Here is a 15,478-nt window from a genome sequence, read left to right as displayed (position 1 = left end):
TCGTTTAAGCAAGGATTATGAATATTTACCTACCACCAGTGAGACCATGCTCTATGTTGCCATGGTTCATCTCATGCTTCAAAGGCTTGCTTAAAACTTTTCAAACACTTTCTAAGAGCGTGTTTGAAAAGTAGGGTGAAGAATGGAAAATGGTGAAAAGAATAAAATTTTCACCATAATTAATGATAATCCGAGAACTTTACAGCACGGACATCAGTGATAGTCAGTGGCAATTGGTAGAATCCAATCTCCCCCAAGCAAAAAGTGGGGGAAGAAAACGGAAAACTAATCTGAGGGAAGTGCTTAATGCCATTTTTTACATGCTCAGAGCGGGTTGTGCTTGGCGACTTCTACCCCATGATTTTCCCAAATGGCGAAGAGTCTATGGTTATTTCCGACAGTGGCAGGAAGACGGTACCTGGAAAAAATTGAATCACATCCTCAGAAAGAAGATTCGACTTAAGGCCGGAAGAAATGCCAACCCTAGTGCTGGTTGTTTGGACTCACAGTCAGTGAGAAAGGCTGGCGCTGGACAAGAAAGCGGTTATGACGGTGGAAAAAAGGTCAATGGTCGTAAACGTACAATCCTCGTGGATACCATGGGATTACTTCTCGATGTTGTGGTTCACAGCGGTCATCGCTCAGACCACCAAGGTCTTACTCTACTCGGTACTTGGTTTGCTCCTCTATGGCAGTGCCTGCAATTGATATGGACTGATAGCATTTTTGACAGTAAGAATTTTACTGCCTGGGTTAATGAGACCTTTGGCTGGAATTTGGAAGTCGTCAGCAAAAAGAATGGACAAAAGGATTATGAATATTTACCTACCACCAGTGAGACAATGATTCATGTTGCCATGCTCCATCTCATACTCCGAAGGCTTTGCCTCGAACTTTTCAAACATATTCTTAGGCTATGTAATGACAAAATAGTTATAAAATTATAACGATATATTTAAAGTTAAATTACTTTAAGTTGACAAAAGCACGACAGAGAGTTATAATGGGGTCATTGCAAGGAAATTACTTGCTGTCGTTAGATGGAGGGTTATCAATGGATAACCAGAATGTAGCTTTGGCAAAAGAAACCAATGCTAAAAATAGTCATGGCCAACATTTCAGTGATGGGAGCGACCTAATTCCCTCTGAAGTTGCCGCCAAGGGATTGACAGAGAGGGAGAAGCCTCTGACTCCAGAGTCGGAAATGAAAGAAACAACCGGCAAAGCCAATGCGCCCTCTTCCCCCAACGTTGAGCCTGCCTACCGGATCACCGATTCGGGTTTGATCAATGCTTATCCTGTTTCTCCTCCTGTATCAGAAATCGATCCAAATTCCAAGAAACAGTTTAGACGGAATTTAATTGGTTTCGGGTTGGCTGCCAATTTGGCTTTAGCCCTAATCGTGATAGTCCTATCTATCACTGGCAGATTCTAGACCAAGCAAGTTTGGCCAATCAGTCAAATAAATATTTCCACAAAACAACATTAACTAACCCTACTGGTGTGATGCCGGGAAACGTTTAATTTCTTCTTCCCATCACTGGCTGGGTGCTGCGGTTTATTAAAAAGCCGACGGCAAGCGAAAAGTAAACAAAAACAGATGAGGATAACCTTTATGTCTAACCCCACTACTATGACTGCCCAAGAAAAAGAAGCCTACAAAGAGAAGGTAAGGGCAAAAATTGACAAGCTCAATGCCCAGATTGACCAAATGACTGCCGAAGCGAGAGAAAAAGCGGCAGATGCCAATGTTAACTATCAAAAATCCCTCAAAGACCTTCAGGCTCAACGGGACGCCCTAATGGGTAAATGGCACGATCTGCAACAGTCCGGTGAAGCGGCTTGGGAAGAATTGCAAGCTGGCCTAGAGAAAAGTTGGAATGAATTGTCCAACACGTTTGAGCAGGTTGAAAAACAGTTCTAGTCTTGATACCTCCATCGCCCATTGCTGGGGAAGCGGGAATTACCACCTGTTCCCCCTTTTTTTCTGCTTTTAATATTCGGGTATTAAAGTCTATATCGTCGTCTACCCGGAGGATTTAGCTGTCACCATTGCAGAAAACCCCAACCTTTGATTCCATACTCCCTAGGTTGCGGATGGGCTTAGTCAACATGATGGGCATTGGGGTGGTTTGCACAAAATCTTAATTGCCGAGGAAAAGACGCAACAAAGCAGTGGTTGCTTGGGGTTGTTCAATGGGAGTGCCGTGGGCCGCATCTTCCACGATGGTGAATTGAGCATGGGGAATCGATTGGGCCAGGAATAAATTCTCGTCCAAGTCAAACCAAGGATCATGACGGCCATGGATCACCAGGGTGGGACATTGAATTTTTGGTAATAAGTGACGAACATCGTTGTCTTTGGCCATGGCCTGCCACTGTTGCGTAATTAGGGATGCCGGCAAAGATTCCTGGAGACTCCGCAGAAACTTAACATTATTACTAAAGTTGGCATTATCACCATAAAAAACATTGGGGCAGTGCTGAGCCAAAACTTGTTGGTGTTGTCCTGCCTCCAGAGCCTTGAGTGTGGCTTCCATTTCTTCAGCTTTAGCAGCATTATTTCTAGCCCAACCGTCCATCAGCACTAGTTTAGTAATTCTTTCTGGGTGCAGGGCAGCGGTGGCGGCTCCCACCCAAGACCCCATGGAATGGCCAACCAGGGCAAATTTATCGGGCAGTGTGTTGCTGTTAACAACTAAATCCACCATTGCCTGCAGCGAATCTCCTTCCATTACCAAGCTTTGGGCATCGATAATATCCTCGAGATTAGTTATGGGATAGTCCCACATGGCCGGGGTTCCAGCAAATCCAGGAATGAATAACACGGTCTGTTTCACTATAGTTTTGCTGACAATAATTTAGGAAAGAGATAATTTTAAGCTACCATTTTTGCTTTAAAAGACTGCATTAATTGTACAACCTCCACTGGTATAGCTATTACCTGTTTTTGTCCATGTGCCAGGACTAAAAACCATTGTGCTACTAGATGTTGCCACCACACTCATTCCACTAGAAAAAGGTATAGCAGCTCTCCCATCAACCGCCACTGTAACGCCTGTGCATGTTCCACTTTCATTTAAAGTTGCAATATCAGATGCCGCTCTTGTAAAAGCAGTAGTTACAACTGAGTAGGTAGCTTTACTATCAAATCGGCCTTGACCTCCAGTTGTTGTCATCCCTCGATTAGCAAGTTCGTCAGATGCCGCCGTTAATCGTAGTTGAACTAAATTTTGGTTACTATTGTCCACACAAAGAAAAAAGCCAGCGGTAGGAGTCGTCGGTCTTTTTGTTGTTCCAGACGGGCAGGTTGGTGTTGTTGCGCCGGCCGCAGTGGATATGGAATCAACAAGAATACTTCTGATTCTGCCCGATCCCAACTGCCCACTAGAAGTCAATGAGGGCCCGCAACGATAAATTGAACTGGGCCCTAACCATACACCGCCCGGAGGAGTTTTTGTGTAATAAACTACGTTTACGTCTGAAGAACTAACCGCTAATCCCATCACAAATTGCTCACCAGTCTGCATTGCACAACTTTCTATACCTGTGCCTGTATTTGTCGGTATGTTAGCTGTATTCGTTGACAAAAAGTTGGCCTGTCTTATTTCGTCTGCTATGAAATCTGTTGCCCTATCGGTATTAAATCTCAAATCACTGGACACGTCAGAAGATATATTTTCCCTGGTCATAACTAAAATGGCATAGCCCGTAGCACTGACCACAAAAAAAGTCATGATTGAGGCCAACAGTAACTCGAGTAGTGTAAAGCCTTTAGAGGAATTACGTGTCATTAAGTACCATAGAATTTTCACTGTCTTATCTCCTTAGTTTTGCTAATAACCAGTTCTGCATTGCGTGGGATCAATAGCTGTTTCTGGATCTCCTTCGTAAACCCCTGCTCTCATTACACCAATCATGCCAGACATGGCCAAACAATAACTTACTGTGGGAGAAAAAGATGACTGAATAACCATCGTTCCCATGTTAGTAGAGTTTCCCTTGTAAGAAAAGCGAATTGCTGTACCGGGAAAATTCTCATGGAACTTACTATTGTTCAGAGGAAATTCCTGAAATGTTAAACATCCAGTGTATTTTGCATCGGGATCCAGTTGTAGGCGGTGTGGGGTGTTGGTGGTATCCATAATCAATCTACATTCTCTACCCATTTTGACTGCATTACGTTGAGCCTGTCGGAGAGTCTGTACCACCTCAGAAAATTCACCCCTAGTATCCATTTTAGCCTTTATGCCCATGAGTGAGGGAAATGCCACGCTGGCCAAAATTCCCACAATTGTGGTCACAACGCCAATTTCGATTAATGTCCAACCTGATGTGCTCTTTTGGGTGAATAGGCAAAGTTTTAAGGCTTTTATCAGTTCATTCTTGTAAGCCATAATGCAAAGTCTTGTTCAAGATCATTAGGCTTTAGTATATTTATAGTGATCAAAAAAGCAAGTGGTGAAAGAAACACCCAGACAAATATTCACAAAACTTAATTTTACTTAACAAATCATAATCCAGTTACGCAGTTACCACCTACACGGGAACCAGAACGCACGATTCCCAAGCCGGAAGAAATTACTAAGCATGGCTCATAGGATGTTCTACTGGAACCCAAAACTATCGTCTGTGAGTTTACTGTATTGCCCTTATAAGAAAAAGAAATATCAACCGTACCAGAGGATGGTTCAAGAAAGCTGATTTGTTCAGACGTAGGAATACTTACAGGGTTATTTAAACATCCAGCCATGGGGGTAGGTGGAGAGGTGGGCAACCTAACACTCCTAGCAGCAACATCAATCGTTACAGTGCAAGTCGCACCTCTTTTAATTGCATTTCTTTGGGCTTCCTGTACTGCAGCCCTGACCTCAATCATTCTGCTTCTGACTTGGTTTCTAGCTTGTATTCCTGCCAAACTGGGGAAAGCCATGGCTGCTAAGATACCTACTATAACTGTGACTACACCAATCTCAATTAGTGTCCATCCCTGACTAGACGTAGATGGATGGGGATTGAAAACCAGTTTTAAAAGAAATGTAGGATTAGGAAGTTTCATCACCATTATTCATCTCAATGATCTATTCACAAGCAAGAGCGGCAGCAGGAAGAACCTCGGTGTAAAGTGTTGCAAGGGTAGCCATATCATTGTCGGTGACATTGGTGTTCCTGACACGATAGCTAAGAGTTAAAACGTTATTAGATACCCCTGGTGTTCTAGTAATAGCGGCTGTTACACCGACAATTGATTTGTTGGCAGGAACTGGTAAGCTCGCTAGTCCATCATTGTTAGGATCGGCGTCAGCACTATTGTTTGCATCTCGAAAAGTTTCACCCACACTTGTAGGGCATCCATTACCAGTTGCCGGATTGAAGTTTGCAGCTAATGCCCGAACTTGCTCTAAATCTTCTTTTATCCAATAGCCAGCTTGGGCCTCTCTTTCCGCTTTAACCCGCATTACCGTTGCCATTACCATGGCATTCAGGGTTCCTGTCAGAAATAGAAAGGAAATCATCAAGGCAATCAGCACCTCGAACATGGTGAAACCCTGCTGAGCTGAGTGGCGGACTGACTCTAGCAAACGGCGATCGCCAACGGAATACCTTGGGAAAATAGCCTTAAACATAGCTGAACCTGACGAGAGATAAAAGCCTGGGGGGAGCATATCGTGGCTGATGATATTACTCTAACACCATTCACCATTGAGTGACCCAGGACACATTCAGCATAAACACGTATTGTTTTAATGTCTAACTAACTATCCTTGGGGAAAAATTCGGAGGCCGCTGCAGTTGTTGGGACAAATCTTTACCTACCTCAACCATCAAGCCAGCACAAAGGGCAGAGTGAGGGGAAGCTGATGCCCCCGGTGGAGCAAAATAGAGCCAACGACTGTAACTGGCCAAATCCTGCACACTGTCAGCCCGGCCGGTGATCCACAGCAAAGGAATACGTCGGGGTAGTTCATGCTGGTTAGATTCCTCCATTTGCACCGCTGCTAAAGCTTCCAATACCGATCGCCCACCGGCCACTAAGCCTGCCCCCGCTGTCCATAGCCGCACATTCAACTGGGCCCGCACCGCATAGAAATATAAAGAAGCCGCCGCAATGACTGCCTCTTCAAAAATTTCTGCTGACCAAGAACTAGCACTATCAAGGGCAATGAATAACTCCTGACCCCCTGTCACCACTTCCAATTCCCGCACCATAAATTGGTCAAATCGGGCACTACTGCGCCAGTGGATTAACCTGGTGGGATCACCAAAACGGTAAGCCCGTAAAGTTTTCGTTATGCCCTCCGTCGCCGCCTGATAATGGCGATCGCTCTGGATCTTGTCCTGATCCTCCGTACCAATAGCATCCACCAAAGGACATTGTTGGAGCTTGAGCACCTGGGGATAAACAATGGCTTTCACGGGGAGAGCCTGACTGCGACGACACCAAAACAAACCCAGGGGGGCACCGGAGCGTAATTCCAACTTTTGCCAGTGGTAAACTCCCCTCCGGTGGGTGGGCTGGAAATAACTCCATTGGTAAAAATCCTTGGGGGCAACCAGTTCGACCGCCTCACCTTGGGGCCGTCCCAAACCTGTGGGTAATACATCCCACACCTGGAGTAAATTTTTTGCCTCCTTATGGTTGTTATGGAGTCGGAGGGTAATGGTCAAATCTTCCCCCGCACTCACCGGCTGAATGGGAAAACGTTCTAACTGCAACTGCCGGAGCGATCGCCAAGGCAAAATAGCCGCAATAATCAAGAGGGCAAAGCTGATGCCGCTGATGACGTATAACCAGCCGGCCATGGAGTTAGTGGCAGCTCCAAATAAACAAACGGCCAGCACCAAAAGCAACCAACCAGCATAGGAAGGAGTCACCCAACGCCGCTCTAGCCAATCAGCAAAATTTAAATCCCTAGAATTAATCAAAATAGAAAAGGGTGACCAGTTTTCTTTGCTCCTCTGCTTCCGCACAGGTTTGCAAAAGGGTATGACTTTCGTGGAATGCAAAGCAAATCAACTGTTGACAACGACTGACAATTTCTCGGTTACAAATGGTGCTGGCTTCCCCCAGGGAAAGACTATCATTTTCAGTATTTTCCACCAGATGGACTACCTGTCCCAACTGATTACGGGATTCTCTTGGCTGGCGGTCTAAACTTTGGGGCAAAATTACCGTGAGTAAATTAGGATCGGCCCGCATAGCCCCCTTAATGACGGCCGAATTAGTGCCCGTAGCGCCGGAAGTGACCAGATGGTTACCCCCCAACACCAAGGCGTAGCTCATCATTTCGATCAACTGTTGGTGGGTTATCGGCACATGGCGAGATCCTAGCAGGGCAATACGTTTAGAACCAGTTTGCTGAATAGCGGCCAGTTCCTGCGCTAAGGTATCTAGGGTAGGGATATTAACAACTTGGCTCAAAGACGCTCTCTTCAAAGGCTGTGGTGACCGCTGCCATTGTAACAAACTGATTGCCGGATGGCGACGCAATCCCCAAATTTGCCCTAAACCTGTTTTAGTAATTCTCTTCTCTCCATGGCTTGGTTTCCCTTTTGGCAACGGTGGCAACAATGGTTGCGCTCTCGACACTATGGCCGCACTGCCATCGATAGCCGTTATGCGATCGCCGAAGCCTGTGTGATCGGATTTGTTTCTGCCCTAGCGGCCTTAGTAATTAAAAACGGAGTCAACTGGTTAGGGTCCAGCCGTTTGAGTCTGGCGGATACCTATGGGGCCATTTGGGTGCTGCCCTGTTTTGGCTTGGTGTTTGGGGGTTTGGCGGGGGCATTAATTGAACAATTTTCCCGACCGGCGGGGGGCGGTGGCATTCCCCAGGTGAAAGCGGCCCTGGCTCGGTATCCTATTCCCCTAGATTGGCGGGTGGCGGTGGTCAAGCTGTTGGGAACAGTGCTAGTGCTGGGGGGAGGCATGACCTTGGGACGGCGGGCTCCCACGGTTCATATTGGCGCAGCTCTAGCGGCCCAGTTGAGTCGGTGGTTTCCCACTTCCCCGGAACATCGGCGGCAAATGATTGCGGCCGGGGCGGCGGCGGGATTAGCGGCGGGCTTCACCACCCCCATTGCTGGGGTTTTGTTTGTGGTGGAAGAATTAATGCGGGATGTGTCTAGCTTGACCCTAGAAACGGCGATCGTCGCTTCCTTCGTGGGGGCTGTCACGTCTTTGGTATTCCAATCCAGTGACCTTAACCTGGCCCATAGCTTAAGCAATAGCCCAACGGTGCGTTTTACTACGGGGGAGATTCCTTTCTATCTTTTACTGGGAATTTTGGCTGGCATTTTGGGGGTTTTGCTCAACCGCAGTATTCTCTCCCTGCAAAACTGGCAAAGAAAACAGAACCTTTCCCTGGTTATTCGCATTGGTGTTGTGGGCTTAATTTCCGGCGTGGCGATCGCCCTATTGCCGAGCTTTTTTCGGGACAATGCAGGGCTGAGGGAATTTGTTACTTCCGGAGAACTGAGTTGGCATCAGGTAGTTTTGACCTTAGTGGCCCATTTCATTTTGACTATCCTGGCCTACAGCACCGATGCGCCGGGAGGATTATTTGCGCCGGCTTTAGTGATGGGGTCGGCCCTGGGTTATCTGGTGGGGGAATTTGGCAGTTATTGGCAAGATCAAGTTACCCAAACTACCTTTGCCCTGGCGGGGATGGGCGCTTTTTTCACTAGTGTGGTGCGGGTGCCAGTGACGGCGATCATCATTGTTTTTGAGCTAACGGGCAATTTCAACGTGGTGCTTCCCCTGATGGTGGCCTGTGCCACGTCCTATCTAGTGGCGGAAAGTCTCTTTCCCCGTTCTTTGTACGATCATTTGCTGGAAACCAAGGGCATTTTTTTGGCAGAGGAAAAGCCAGACCATGACTTTCTCGCTGATATCCGAGCTGGCCAGGTAATGAAAACGGAGGTGGAAAGCCTGGAGCAGAGTCTCACCCTAGCCCAGGTGCTACCGATTATGTCCAATTCCCATCACCGGGGCTTTCCCGTGGTGCAGGGGGGCAAACTGGTGGGGGTATTTACCCAAACGGATTTGGCCAATGCGGCCCAGGAGTCGGTGCACATTGCCCTTAAGCAAATTATGACCCCCAATCCCATCACTGTAGATCCGGAAGCGCCCCTCAGTGATGTGCTCTATTTGCTCAACCGTTATCAACTTTCCCGGTTGCCGGTGGTGGAAGGGGACAACAAATTAGTGGGCATTATCACCCGCACAGACATTATTCGGGAGGAAGTGAGTCAGTTAGGGGGGCAAATTATCCATCCTCCCCATCCCGCCTACAGCGTATACCAAACCCGATCGCCGTTGGTGGGAGAAGGGCGCATTTTATTACCCATCCGGGACTCCGATAGTGCTTTAGTTTTGTTTCAAATTGCGGCGGCAATCGCCAAAAAGCAAAACTACGAAATTGACTGTTTGCAGGTGGTCAAGGTATCTAAAGCTCAATCCCCTTCTGTGCAAAGGGTGCAATGGCAGAGGCAACGGCAACTGATGCAAAAACTGGAACGCATTGCCCGCCACCAGAGAGTGTTATTCCATACGGAAATCAAGCTGGCCTACAGCATTACCGACACCATCCTTGATACCATTCAAACCCGCCATAGCGACCTGCTAATCCTTGAATGGCAAGGGGAAATGCCCATTGGCGGCCAAATTTTTGGCCAAATCACGGATCGCCTGATTGACCAAGCCCCCTGCTCTTTATTAATGGTTAAACAGGGCACCAATGACCACGCCTATCCCCGCTATTTATCCCCCATGGCCCACTGGTTAATGCCGGTAGCGGGAGGCCCCAACATTGAAAAAATGTTAAATCTGTTGCCGGCGTTGTTTTCCCTTTACCCGGAGGAAAATAACCCCCAGCTACTGATTTCTAAAGTTTATCTACCCCGTCAATCCCAGCGCTATGACCCTTTTTACGATTTAAAAAACCTGGCAGAACGGTGGTCAGAACAGTTACAAAGACCGATTATTCCCATTCCTGTGTGCTCCACTTCCATTGCCGATGCCCTCAGTGACCTGGCGGAAATGCGTGAATGTGCGGCAATCGTGCTGGGGGCCAGTAGGGAAGGATTGCTCAAAAATGTCATCCACGGCAATTTACCCACCCAAATCGCTAGCCAAACCAACACCACTGTGTTTATTTTCCGCGGTCCAGTGGACTCCCCCAACGAAGAGGCGATCGTCCCTCCCCTGGCCCCAGATTTCGGTCTAGACGAGTAATCTCAACTTCAGCGATCCAGAAAGATTCTAGCTTGGGCAGCATATCAACCCGGATCGCCAACTTCGGTCGCCAAACTGTTTAACAATAAAAATCACTGCGGTCTAAAACAACTTCCCCGTGGTCCGGCACCCAGGCAACCCAGGTGGTGGAAGTATCCTGGCAAAGTAACTTAGCCTCATCGAAGGCATAGCTCCCCGGCTTCTCCAGTAATTTGACCCAAGTATCTCGGTTATACGTAATCTGACAAAAACCGTGCCAACCCCCAGCTATTTCATTGACCGGCGTCGATGCCGTTGCATTAAACAGGTTCATTTGTGGCGACATAAAGTCCTCTCCATTTTACTAACCGGCGAAATTCTTCCCAAAAGCACCCCCGAGCCTGCCCAGTTCTTTAGCACTTATCCGGGGATTCCCTACCCAAGTCCCCACTGAAGTTCCCTAAAGCGGGAGAAAATCCAAGACTCTAGGAACGACAACCAGGGCAATTTGGAAGTCAAAGGAATAATTTCTGTATCCATATTTACAAAATGATAGGGATAATAATTTGACTAGCCAAGCAAAATTAACAAATCTTGACAAACACGATAAGTTTTGTTGATGAATCCCCCTCAGTGCGGGGCTAGCCCAATGGTCATATACTTGGATTGGCGTCAAAGACTGTTTTTGCTCAATGATCACCGAATTAACAGACCTGAAAAGAAACCTAGAACTAATCTCCTCTCGCCTGGGGCAAACCCAGGACTATCTTTGACCTGCCAGGATTAAAAGCCAAAGTTCAAGACTTGGAGCAGTGCGCCGCCCAACCGGATTTTTGGGACGATACGGACCAAGCCCAACAAATTCTCCAGACTTTGAACGAAACAAAATCCCAGTTAGAGCAATGGGGCATTTGGCAACAGCAGTGGCAAGATAGCCAGGCCATTGTGGAGCTTTTGGAGTTAGAGGACGACCAAGCCCTACTGACGGAAGCGGAAACTACCCTGGAACAACTGCAAAAAGAATTAGACCGTTGGGAACTGCAGCAGTTACTGTCTGGCCCCTATGACGCGAAAGGGGCCACTTTAACTATCAATGCGGGGGCTGGAGGGACCGATGCCCAAGACTGGGCGGAAATGCTGCTGCGGATGTACACCCGTTGGAGCGAAAAACAGGGCTACAAAGTCCATTTGGCGGAAATTTCCGAGGGAGACGAAGCGGGCTTAAAATCCGTCACGTTGGAGATTGAAGGGCGTTACGCCTACGGTTACCTCAAATCGGAAAAGGGCACCCATCGTTTGGTGCGTATTTCTCCTTTTAATGCCAACGGTAAACGCCAGACTAGCTTTGCTGGGGTGGAAGTGATGCCTTTGCTGGGGGAAGAAGCAATTAGTTTGGATATTCCGGATAAGGATTTGGACATTTCCACCTCCAGGGCCGGCGGTAAAGGCGGGCAAAACGTGAACAAAGTGGAAACCGCTGTACGGATTGTTCATCTACCCACAGGTTTGGCTGTGCGTTGCACCCAGGAACGTTCCCAGTTACAAAATAAAGAAAAGGCCCTAGCCATTCTCAAAGCTAAGTTATTAATTGTCCTAGAAGAGCAACGGGCCCAGGCGATCGCCGAAATTCGAGGGGACATGGTGGAAGCGGCCTGGGGCACCCAAATTCGCAACTATGTTTTTCATCCTTACCAATTGGTCAAAGATTTGCGGACTAATGTGGAAACCACCGATGTGGGGGGCGTGATGGATGGGGAATTATCAGATTTTATTGAAGCTTATCTCCGACATAGCGCCCGCTTGGATAGCTAATATTACTGTTAAGCCTAATAATAATTGCCAAAGAAAAACCGTGCGGGAATACCATAAACTTTGGGCAATTTTGGCTATGGTTAAAGGCTGAATCCCATCTCCCAATAAAGGTTTGCTTTTCAATACTCCCTGGTAATAGTTATCTCCTCCTAGTTGTATGCCCAAAATAGCGGCATAAATGGCTTCGCTCCAACCGGAATTGGGACTAGGATCCAGGGGCCCATCCCGACGGACAATGGCCCAAGTTTGTTTTGGTTTTCCCGATAAAATTGCCAACATAAACACCGTTAATCGACAGGGTAGCCAGGTTAAATAATCCTCCAGACGGGCACTGAACCAGCCTAAATCAGTATAGGGTTCCCGTTTATAGCCCACCATGGAATCCAGGGTACTGGCCGCTTTATAGGCGATCGCCAGGGGCCAGGGGCCAACAAAAGGAAAAAGAATGCCCAAAAGAGCATAAAAAAGAGGACTAGTAACCCCATCCACTGTGTTTTCCGCCACGCTTTCCACTGTGGCCCGCAGGATTTCCCTCTCCGATAAATTATTCGTATCCCTACCCACGAATAGGGCTAATTTTTGTCGGGCAGTGGGCAAATCTCCCGCTTTTAATGGTTCTATCACTGACTGGGCCGCTTGGGCTAAACTATGGCCAGCAAAACAACTTGCTACCCCAATTATTTGGATAATTACTGCTAAAACAGGGGAGACTTTTTCAGCCAAGTAAACGATTAACCAAGCTAGAAAACCACTGCTGATAATGATTTTTAATCCTAAAAAAATGCCCCATAAACGTCTAGAATTTTTATCATTAACTTTGCGGATGATCAACTGGCTAGCAAAGTTAATGACTGAACCAATAAATTCCACTGGATGTCGCCAAGATTTAGGATCCCCCAACAGAAAATCTAACAGCGCAGATCCTCCTAGAATAATCACAGCAATTAGAGGAAAAAGATTGGGATCTACCGCCATCATTATTTAGTTTTGCAAGCCAAGCTTGGCTGGTCGTCTAAAAGAGCTTCGTAAACACCAACCAGAAGGGGTTTAACATCGTTATTTTGATCATCAACTGCACTATTAAACAAGGCAGAAATAATTACCTCATTACAGGGAAAATAAAGATAAAAAGAGCGATGACCAATGGTCTCCCCCTGGTAAAACCAATACTGTCCCCAATCTTCGTGGTAACCTTGGACAACACCCAAACCAAAACCCCTCTGCTCTTCCGAAGTCGTACCATCAATGAGCTTACCAGTAATGAGGGAAACTAGTCGGGTTAACTGTGTTTTTTGCTCCGTTGACAGTAGTTGATCTTCTACAAACAAAGCCCTAACCCAATTAATAATATCTTCCGTGTTAGCTACCAGTCCTCCAGCCGCTCCAGCCCAGGAAAGATTGCCATTAGCCACCGGTTTTCCTGCTAATTCAGGATTGGTGTACGGGTTAAAACTACTGCCTTCCACCATGCGATCTAAAATGTCCGGGGGATAACTAGGAATGGGATAAAAAGTATTGTTTAGTTCCAACGGTTGCAAAAGTTTTTTATCAATTAATTCGGCATAACTTTGACCATAAACCTTTTCTAACACCAGACCCCCCAATGTGTAAGCAGTGTTAGTGTAGGCATAGCCAGTATTTAGGGGTGGAGCCGGCAAGTTAGGCTGGGGATACACCACATCCACCAATTCCTTATCTTGCCAGATGCGCTCCGGGCTTTGCACAAAGCCATAGTTAAGGGTGGGACTATCACTGTAGTTGGGTAACCCGGAAGTCATATTCAATAGTTGAGTAATGGTTACTCCATTCCAGTGGTCATATTCCGGTAGATAAGTGGTAAAGTCATCCCCCAAATTAACTTTATTTTCCGCCTCTGCTTGGAGCAATAAAACTGAAGTAAAAGATTTGGTTATACTGCCAATTTGAAACAGACTTTTGGCATCTATGGGCGGACTATTAGGGGCATGGCTTTTGGTTCCCACCACGTAGGTTTTAATATCCCCATCCCCCACTTTAGTGGACAACTGAATCGCACTAAAAAACTCAGGCTCTCGACGGTTTTGATAATGTTCGTCCAAAATAGTTTGCACTTTGTTATCGAGGGATTCTCCCCAGGCACCACCAGCGGGCAAACCAGAAAAAAATGCTAGCGTACCGACCATAAATAAGGATTTTTTCATAGCCTTCCTTGAATTTTATTGGGGTTTATTGCTGGGGAAGTTTATACTGCTCAACAATTTTCTTGGCGAAGGGAGGGACGTGGTCAGCCAACTTTTCCGGATGGTTCCGTTTGACATACAAATAGTTACGGGTGAAGTGGGAATCAATGGAAAAGCGAGCATATTCCAGACCCGTGGGGCCAATTTTATCAATTACTAAGCCCATTATTTTTGCCACCCACATGGGTAACGTTACCGCCTTGTCGTAGGCCGTAATCCCCTGTTGCACTGCCTGATGGCGATCGCCACTGGAACTTACTTGCCCAATATGTAGTTGGTCTTGCACTAGGTCTAACATTTCTTGGCCCGTTTGATTGCGTACCACTAACCATTGCCAGCCAAAGGGAGCCCCCATATAACCCACTACCAGATCTGCCAAACCGTTGACGTAATCAAAACAACTCATGCAAGAAGGGGCAAAAACCTCCTTCAATTGATTTGTTTTTAAGCCAAAGAAGGGGACCAATTCCGTCGAGCCGTCTTCATGTTTAAAATGTACCCGGAAATCCTGCATAAATTCGTAATAAACTACCGTTTCTGGCGATCTACTAGTAGTTTCCAAAAACTTCTGTAACCCAGCCCGGGAAACATTATCCACACAGGGCGTTCCCAACACATAAAGTTTTTCCAAACCCAATTGTTTTTCCACCGCCCGCAGAGCTTGGATTTGGCAACCCACCCCAATAACTAATAATCGCTTCAAACCTGACTTCTCCACTTCCTCTAACACGGATAAATTGGGGGAAAGGGTGGGTTTATTAACCTTGGCGGCTAGCACTTCGGCTGGAGTTCTGGCGATTACCACCTGGGGCTGGAAACGATCTTCGGGGGTATTTTGCACACAGACCACCCCTTCTACCAGGCCTTTGTTTAGCATTTCACAACCAATGGTGCTGACAATGCCTGTCCACTGGGCCCCGGGGATAGGTTCTTTTTTCTGGGCGGTGAGCATTTTTTGGTGAACACCAAAATAAACCTCATCTTCTTTACCCAGTTCTCTCGACCGGCCATGGGTCTGCTCCTCCAAATGGTCAAACTGCTGGTTAATGAAAGCACAGGCTTCTTTAACGTAATGGATATAGTAGGTGTCACACAGACCGCAATCACTACAGAGTTCCTTGGCGGGGCGGGGACTACCGGGCTTAAGACCTTTGGCTTTCTGGTGGGGGGCAGGAACGGTCATGGAAAAGTTGGAAATTTGCAAAAAGTGTTGGCATTGTCACTATTGTCC

Annotated in this window: 16 protein-coding genes and 1 pseudogene; 6 read left to right on the top strand and 11 right to left on the bottom strand. The window is 46.9% G+C overall.

Annotation, left to right across the window (positions count from 1 at the left end; translation table 11 throughout):
• From H6G46_RS16920 to H6G46_RS16905, 4 genes and pseudogenes are all read left to right on the top strand, one after another.
• Positions 1-94: pseudogene (locus H6G46_RS16920) on the top strand (IS5/IS1182 family transposase); the annotation flags it as partial.
• Between the two features lie 88 nt (positions 95-182).
• Positions 183-947 carry an IS5 family transposase gene (locus H6G46_RS16915; protein ID WP_010873212.1) on the top strand — a complete coding sequence of 255 codons (765 nt, stop codon included), beginning with the start codon at positions 183-185 and terminating at the stop codon, positions 945-947.
• A gap of 56 nt (positions 948-1,003) precedes the next feature.
• A complete protein-coding gene (locus H6G46_RS16910; protein ID WP_010873211.1) occupies positions 1,004-1,435 on the top strand; it encodes a hypothetical protein in 432 nt (143 codons plus the stop codon).
• Positions 1,436-1,633: 198 nt separating this feature from the next.
• Positions 1,634-1,924, top strand: a complete 291-nt coding sequence (locus tag H6G46_RS16905) for a hypothetical protein (protein ID WP_223211274.1) — start codon at positions 1,634-1,636, stop codon at positions 1,922-1,924.
• A gap of 220 nt (positions 1,925-2,144) precedes the next feature.
• On the opposite strand, the gene H6G46_RS16900 is transcribed toward H6G46_RS16905, so the two are convergent.
• The 7 genes from H6G46_RS16900 to H6G46_RS16870 form a co-directional block, all read right to left on the bottom strand.
• Positions 2,145-2,840 carry an alpha/beta hydrolase gene (locus tag H6G46_RS16900; RefSeq protein ID WP_010873209.1) on the bottom strand — a complete coding sequence of 232 codons (696 nt, stop codon included), beginning with the start codon at positions 2,838-2,840 and terminating at the stop codon, positions 2,145-2,147.
• Positions 2,841-2,897: 57 nt separating this feature from the next.
• On the bottom strand, positions 2,898-3,815 hold the full coding sequence (locus tag H6G46_RS16895) for a hypothetical protein (protein ID WP_010873208.1): 918 nt from the start codon (positions 3,813-3,815) through the stop codon (positions 2,898-2,900).
• Between the two features lie 21 nt (positions 3,816-3,836).
• Positions 3,837-4,397, bottom strand: coding sequence for a type II secretion system protein (locus H6G46_RS16890; protein ID WP_010873207.1), 561 nt, complete (start codon positions 4,395-4,397; stop codon positions 3,837-3,839).
• Positions 4,398-4,513: 116 nt separating this feature from the next.
• On the bottom strand, positions 4,514-5,059 hold the full coding sequence (locus H6G46_RS16885) for a type II secretion system protein (protein WP_231848034.1): 546 nt from the start codon (positions 5,057-5,059) through the stop codon (positions 4,514-4,516).
• Positions 5,060-5,081: 22 nt separating this feature from the next.
• On the bottom strand, positions 5,082-5,627 hold the full coding sequence (locus tag H6G46_RS16880; protein ID WP_223211273.1) for a type II secretion system protein: 546 nt from the start codon (positions 5,625-5,627) through the stop codon (positions 5,082-5,084).
• A 124-nt stretch (positions 5,628-5,751) separates the two neighbouring features.
• Positions 5,752-6,927: a DUF58 domain-containing protein gene (locus tag H6G46_RS16875; RefSeq protein WP_020862234.1), complete on the bottom strand. Its 1,176-nt coding sequence runs from the start codon at positions 6,925-6,927 to the stop codon at positions 5,752-5,754.
• Positions 6,920-7,423: a hypothetical protein gene (locus H6G46_RS16870; RefSeq protein WP_020862235.1), complete on the bottom strand. Its 504-nt coding sequence runs from the start codon at positions 7,421-7,423 to the stop codon at positions 6,920-6,922. The genes H6G46_RS16875 and H6G46_RS16870 overlap by 8 nt, the downstream gene beginning before the upstream one ends.
• A gap of 114 nt (positions 7,424-7,537) precedes the next feature.
• Between H6G46_RS16870 and H6G46_RS16865 the strand changes: the two genes are divergently transcribed.
• Entirely contained in the window at positions 7,538-10,237 is a 2,700-nt protein-coding gene (locus tag H6G46_RS16865) for a chloride channel protein (protein ID WP_010873202.1), read from the top strand.
• 79 nt (positions 10,238-10,316) lie between these two features.
• Here H6G46_RS16865 and H6G46_RS16860 read toward each other — a convergent pair whose 3' ends face one another.
• A complete protein-coding gene (locus tag H6G46_RS16860; RefSeq protein WP_020862237.1) occupies positions 10,317-10,562 on the bottom strand; it encodes a hypothetical protein in 246 nt (81 codons plus the stop codon).
• Positions 10,563-10,908: 346 nt separating this feature from the next.
• On the opposite strand from H6G46_RS16860, the gene prfB reads away from it, so the two are divergent.
• Positions 10,909-12,028 (top strand): peptide chain release factor 2 gene (gene prfB, locus H6G46_RS16855; protein WP_102014011.1). Its coding sequence is split into 2 segments (ribosomal slippage): positions 10,909-10,986 and positions 10,988-12,028, totalling 1,119 coding nucleotides; the frame shifts between segments, so codons are not numbered across the junction.
• Here prfB and cbiB read toward each other — a convergent pair.
• The 3 genes from cbiB to H6G46_RS16840 are packed head-to-tail and all read right to left on the bottom strand — an operon-like array spanning position 11,978 to position 15,430.
• Positions 11,978-13,006 carry an adenosylcobinamide-phosphate synthase CbiB gene (cbiB, locus tag H6G46_RS16850; protein ID WP_010873200.1) on the bottom strand — a complete coding sequence of 343 codons (1,029 nt, stop codon included), beginning with the start codon at positions 13,004-13,006 and terminating at the stop codon, positions 11,978-11,980. The two genes, prfB and cbiB, sit on opposite strands and share 51 nt — an antisense overlap.
• Positions 13,006-14,208 (bottom strand): serine hydrolase, encoded by a 1,203-nt coding sequence (locus H6G46_RS16845; RefSeq protein WP_010873199.1) that lies wholly within the window; start codon positions 14,206-14,208, stop codon positions 13,006-13,008. The genes cbiB and H6G46_RS16845 overlap by 1 nt, the downstream gene beginning before the upstream one ends.
• A 25-nt stretch (positions 14,209-14,233) precedes the next feature.
• Positions 14,234-15,430: a Coenzyme F420 hydrogenase/dehydrogenase, beta subunit C-terminal domain gene (locus H6G46_RS16840; protein ID WP_010873198.1), complete on the bottom strand. Its 1,197-nt coding sequence runs from the start codon at positions 15,428-15,430 to the stop codon at positions 14,234-14,236.
• Between the last annotated feature and the right edge of the window lie 48 nt (positions 15,431-15,478).

Source organism: Synechocystis sp. FACHB-908, assembly GCF_014698595.1.
Classification (GTDB): domain Bacteria; phylum Cyanobacteriota; class Cyanobacteriia; order Cyanobacteriales; family Microcystaceae; genus Synechocystis.
Note: the sequence above shows the minus strand (reverse complement) of the source record. Positions and strands in the feature narration are given on the sequence as shown.